Source organism: Streptomyces sp. NPDC002817, assembly GCF_053592055.1.
In genome coordinates this window covers 1-5,189 of record NZ_JBSFUY010000086.1, presented here as the reverse complement: position 1 = coordinate 5,189, position 5,189 = coordinate 1, and the positions used below count along the sequence as shown (strand labels likewise).

The 5,189-nt window shown below is 67.5% G+C and carries 5 protein-coding genes; 3 read left to right on the top strand and 2 right to left on the bottom strand.

What is annotated here, in order from left to right; all coding sequences use genetic code 11:
• Positions 1–105 precede the first annotated feature (105 nt).
• Together ACWD3I_RS48925 and ACWD3I_RS48920 are read right to left on the bottom strand one after the other, a co-directional pair.
• The gene (locus ACWD3I_RS48925; RefSeq protein WP_365413999.1) at positions 106–660 is read right to left on the bottom strand and encodes a hypothetical protein; all 555 of its coding nucleotides are present in this window, start codon (positions 658–660) and stop codon (positions 106–108) included.
• A gap of 91 nt (positions 661–751) precedes the next feature.
• Positions 752–991 carry a hypothetical protein gene (locus ACWD3I_RS48920; RefSeq protein ID WP_365413997.1) on the bottom strand — a complete coding sequence of 80 codons (240 nt, stop codon included), beginning with the start codon at positions 989–991 and terminating at the stop codon, positions 752–754.
• A gap of 199 nt (positions 992–1,190) precedes the next feature.
• Between ACWD3I_RS48920 and thyX the strand changes: the two genes are divergently transcribed.
• The 3 genes from thyX to ACWD3I_RS48905 all read left to right on the top strand — a co-directional run bounded on the left by thyX (position 1,191) and on the right by ACWD3I_RS48905 (position 4,886).
• Entirely contained in the window at positions 1,191–1,931 is a 741-nt protein-coding gene (gene thyX, locus ACWD3I_RS48915) for an FAD-dependent thymidylate synthase (RefSeq protein WP_365413995.1), read from the top strand.
• A 211-nt stretch (positions 1,932–2,142) separates the two neighbouring features.
• Complete coding sequence (dapA, locus tag ACWD3I_RS48910) at positions 2,143–3,042, top strand: 4-hydroxy-tetrahydrodipicolinate synthase (RefSeq protein WP_365413993.1); 900 nt, start codon at positions 2,143–2,145, stop codon at positions 3,040–3,042.
• Positions 3,043–3,200: 158 nt separating this feature from the next.
• Positions 3,201–4,886 carry a ribonuclease J gene (locus ACWD3I_RS48905; RefSeq protein WP_365413991.1) on the top strand — a complete coding sequence of 562 codons (1,686 nt, stop codon included), beginning with the start codon at positions 3,201–3,203 and terminating at the stop codon, positions 4,884–4,886.
• The last annotated feature ends 303 nt before the right edge of the window (positions 4,887–5,189 follow it).

Below are 5,189 nucleotides of genomic sequence, written 5' to 3'. Positions count from 1 at the left end.
ACGTGGTTGAGCAGCCAGCCGCCGATGACGGGGCCGAGCGGCAGGCCGAGTGCCGAGGCGGCCGGGCCGCAGCAGCTGCGGCCCGGCCCCTTCCGTATACGCCGGTCAGGCCCGCTGGTACTCCGCGCCCCACGCCTCCACCGAGTCGGCAGCCCGGTCGAACGCCTCGGGCCGCGCCAGGAAGTCCGCGTTGTGCGTGGTCAGCAGCGGCACCGCGCCCCCGGCCGCCCGGTCATGGCGTACGACGGTCAGCGCCTGTCCCTGCACCGTCCGCGGCAGCCCCAGCCAGCGCACCGGCTGCTGCACCGTCCGTACGGCGACGACCTTGTCCCAGCGCGTCGTACGCGTGAGGAAGAACCCGACCTGACGCACTCCGCGGGCGCTCACCCACACCCCCATGCGCAGCAGCCGCAGCGCGACGGCGATGACGGCCAGCGCGATCCCGAAGACCACACCGCCCTCGGACGCGGAGCCGGTGAGGGCGATGATGACCGCCGCGAACAGCACGTACGAGGCGAGCAGCAACAGCAGCGCCGCCGCACCCACCCGATAGGGACCGGGCCGGTAGGGACGCCGCCAGTGCTCGCGGTCGTCGAAGGGCAGCGCGACGTCGTCGGCTGTCTCGAATACGCGGTCGGCCGTCAGGAAGGGCAGGGGCACGGCTGGTCCTCACTCAATCCATGCGGTGGGCTGTGCCCGGTGAGGCTATCCGCCGGTGTCTCCTGGATCCACCCTTGGGGGTCCGGATGAGTCAGTGTCCCTGGGACGCCTGTGACTCCTGCGTCGATGTGGGGGAGTGATCGAGTGTCAGCGCCGGCATCCCGAGCATCAGGGACCCCACCAGCGCGGCGACGATGGTGACCCCCAGGAGCCAGCTCCCGGCTATCTGCTCCGCGGAGGACTTCTGACGGGGTGGGGGAGTGACATTGCTGCGGAACCTGTCGGCCTCGGCGACGAAGGCGAACGGGACGGGCTCACGCCGACGGAACATCGGGGAGACGCTCCTCTCGAGTTCGAATAAGTGACTGTTGTTGATACAGACGCACGAGTGCCACAAAAGGTGCCTTGATGCCCCGAATTCACAGAACTTCACCGAAGATGTCGCGTCCCGGCACCGAACGCCCCGATGTCAGTGCCGGGCCGTAGAGTGGGCGCCGCCCGAGAGAAGTGATGGAAGGACCCTCCGAGCCGTGACCGACACCCCCGCCGACGACCTCAAGCCCAGCTTCCGCAGCGACGTCACCGTCGAGCTGGTCAAGCACACCGCGGCCGACTCAGACGTCCTGTGGGCCGCCCGCGTCTCCACCGCCGGCGAACAGTCCCTGGAGGAGCTGCAGAAGGACCCCGAGCGCTCCAAGGGCCTCATCAACTACCTGATGAGAGACCGGCACGGCAGCCCCTTCGAGCACAACTCGATGACCTTCTTCATCAGCGCCCCGATCCTCGTCTTCCGCGAGTTCATGCGGCACCGCGTGGGCTGGTCGTACAACGAGGAGTCCGGCCGCTACAGGGAGCTCGAGCCGGTCTTCTACGTCCCCGGCGCGGACCGCAAGCTCGTCCAGGAGGGCCGCCCCGGCAAGTACGTCTTCGTCGAGGGCACCGAGGCCCAGCAGCAGTTGGTCACGCGCGCGATGGAGGACTCCTACCGACAGGCGTACGAGGCCTACCAGGAGATGCTCGCCGCCGGTGTCGCCCGCGAGGTCGCCCGCGCCGTCCTCCCCGTCGGCCTGTTCTCCTCGATGTACGCCACGTGCAACGCGCGCTCGCTGATGCACTTCCTCGGCCTGCGCACCCAGCACGAACTGGCGAAGGTCCCGTCGTTCCCGCAGCGGGAGATCGAGATGGTCGGCGAGAAGATGGAGGCGGAGTGGGCCAAGCTCATGCCGCTCACCTACGCGGCCTTCAACGCGAACGGCCGTGTGGCGCCGTAACGCACCCGCGTTCTCCCTCCGGGCACAGATGTACGGGTCAGCCGTGCGAAGTGTCCGTATTGCGGCATTTAGAGAAGTTCATCTAGCCTGATCAAACGGACCCGGCACTGCTTGAACCCCCGAGCAGGCAGTGCCGGGCTCCATCTTTGTCATGACTTTTCGAGCCCCCCGAGGGCAGACCACGCCTTGAGCAGCGAGTAGCGTGTTACCCATGGCTCCGACCTCCACTCCGCAGACCCCCTTCGGGAGGGTCCTCACCGCCATGGTCACGCCCTTCACGGCGGACGGCGCGCTCGACCTCGACGGCGCGCAGCGGCTCGCTACCCACCTGGTGGACGCAGGCAACGACGGCCTGGTCATCAACGGCACCACCGGTGAGTCCCCCACCACCAGCGACGCGGAGAAAACGGACCTCGTACGAGCCGTGCTGGAAGCGGTCGGCGACCGCGCCCACGTCGTCGCCGGCGTCGGCACCAACGACACCCACCACAGTCTCGAACTCGCCCGTACGGCCGAGAAGACCGGAGCCCACGGCCTGCTCGTCGTCACGCCGTACTACAACAAGCCCCCGCAGGAGGGCCTGTACCGGCACTTCAAGGCCCTTGCCGACGCCACCGAGCTGCCGGTCATGCTCTACGACATTCCCGGCCGCAGCGGCGTCCCGATCAGCACCGAGACGCTCGTCCGCCTGGCCGAGCACCCGCGCATCGTCGCCAACAAGGACGCCAAGGGCGACCTCGGCCGCGCCAGCTGGGCCATCGCCCGCTCCGGTCTCGCCTGGTACTCCGGTGACGACATGCTGAACCTGCCGCTGCTCTCCGTGGGCGCGGTCGGCTTCGTCTCGGTCGTCGGCCACCTGGTCACCCCCGAGCTGCGCGCGCTGGTGGAGGCGTACACCTCCGGCGACGTCCAGAAGGCGACCGAGATCCACCAGAAGCTGCTCCCGGTCTACACGGGCATGTTCCGCACCCAGGGCGTCATGACCACGAAGGCCGCGCTCGCCCTCCAGGGCCTGCCCGCCGGACCGCTGCGGGCCCCGATGGTGGAGCTCACGGCCGAAGAGATCGAGCAGCTCAAGATCGATCTTGCCGCCGGCGGGGTACAGCTCTGACAACAGACTTCGCGCGCCCCAGGCGCGCAGCAGACTTCACAACTGAATAAGCAGGCCACCGGTGGTGCCTGCACCCATAACGACAACTGCTACTAGCACGAACGTCATGCGCGCCACGTGCCCTACCGGTACGTGGCGCGTGTGGTGAGGAGAGTCTTTTGAGTCATCCGCATCCTGAACTCGGTTCGCCCCCGCCGCTCCCCGAAGGCGGCCTGCGGGTCACCCCGCTCGGCGGTCTCGGCGAGATCGGCCGAAACATGACGGTCTTCGAGTACGGCGGCCGCCTTCTGATCGTCGACTGCGGCGTTCTCTTCCCCGAGGAGGAGCAGCCCGGGATCGACCTGATCCTGCCGGACTTCACGTCCATCAGGGACCGGCTCGACGACATCGAGGGCATCGTGCTCACGCACGGCCACGAGGACCACATCGGTGCCGTCCCCTTCTTGCTCCGCGAGAAGCCGGACATCCCGCTGATCGGTTCCAAGCTGACCCTCGCCCTGATCGAGGCGAAGCTCCAGGAGCACCGCATCCGCCCGTACACCCTTGAGGTGGTGGAGGGAAACCGCGAGCGCATCGGCCCGTTCGACTGCGAGTTCGTCGCGGTCAACCACTCCATCCCGGACGCCCTGGCCGTGGCCATCCGCACCCCTGCGGGCATGGTGGTCCACACCGGCGACTTCAAGATGGACCAGCTCCCGCTGGACAACCGTCTGACGGACCTGCACGCGTTCGCACGTCTGAGCGAGGAGGGGATCGACCTCCTCCTCTCCGACTCGACGAACGCCGAGGTACCGGGGTTCGTCCCGCCGGAGCGGGATATCTCCAACGTCCTGCACCAGGTCTTCGGGAACGCCCGCAAGCGGATCATCGTGGCGAGCTTCGCCAGCCACATCCACCGCATCCAACAGATCCTGGACGCGGCCAACGAGTACGGCCGCAGGGTCGCCTTCGTCGGCCGCTCGATGGTCCGCAACATGGGCATCGCGAGGGACCTTGGCTATCTGAAGGTCCCGCCGGGCCTGGTGGTCGACGTCAAGACGCTCGACGACCTTCCCGACCGCGAGGTGGTCCTGGTCTGCACGGGCTCCCAGGGCGAACCGATGGCTGCCCTCTCCCGGATGGCCAACCGCGACCACCAGATCCGGATCGTCAACGGCGACACCGTGATCCTGGCGTCGTCCCTGATCCCCGGCAACGAGAACGCGGTCTACCGCGTGATCAACGGCCTGACCCGCTGGGGCGCCAACGTCGTCCACAAGGGGAACGCCAAGGTCCATGTCTCGGGCCATGCCTCGGCCGGCGAGCTGCTGTACTTCTACAACATCTGCCGCCCGAAGAACCTGATGCCGGTCCACGGCGAATGGCGCCACCTGCGTGCCAACGCCGAGCTGGGTGCCCTCACCGGCGTCCCGCACGACAGGATCGTCATCGCGGAGGACGGCGTCGTCGTCGACCTCATCGAGGGCAAGGCCAAGATCTCCGGCAAGGTCCAGGCGGGTTACGTGTACGTCGACGGTCTTTCGGTCGGCGACGTGGGCGAACCGGCCCTCAAGGACCGCAGGATCCTCGGCGACGAGGGCATCATCTCGGTCTTCGTGGTCCTCGACTCGTCGACCGGCAAGATCACGGGCGGACCGCACGTCCAGGCCCGTGGCTCGGGTATCGAGGACTCGGCGTTCGCCGACGTCATTCCGAGGATCACGGAGGTCCTCGAGCGCTCGGCCCAGGATGGTGTGGTCGAACCCCACCAGATGCAGCAGCTGGTGCGGCGGACCCTCGGCAAGTGGGTCTCCGACACCTATCGCCGCAGGCCGATGATCCTCCCTGTGGTGGTGGAGGTCTGACGGTCTGTCGGACACCCGTACGCGTGAACCTGGAGCGGGGCGCCTCGATTTGCATCGAGGCGCCCCGCTCCAGTACGTTTACGGCTCCGCCTGAACGGGAACCCGGTCGCTTCGTGCGCCGGAACCAGTCCCCGAAGCGGGTGGGAATTCCGACTCAGAATCTCTGATAAAGTCGGAGCCGCCGGAAAGGGAAACGCGAAAGCGGAAGCCTGGAAAGCACCGAGGAAATCGGAACCGGAAACGGTCTGATAGAGTCGGAAACGCAAGACCGAAGGGAAAAGCCCGGAGGAAAGCCCGAGAGGG

Excerpts from the sequence above, each read along its gene's own strand:
- ACWD3I_RS48920 (WP_365413997.1), bottom strand. The coding sequence starts at position 991 with ATGTTCCGTCGGCGTGAGCCCGTCCCGTTCGCCTTCGTCGCCGAGGCC.
- dapA (WP_365413993.1), top strand. The coding sequence starts at position 2,143 with ATGGCTCCGACCTCCACTCCGCAGACCCCCTTCGGGAGGGTCCTCACC.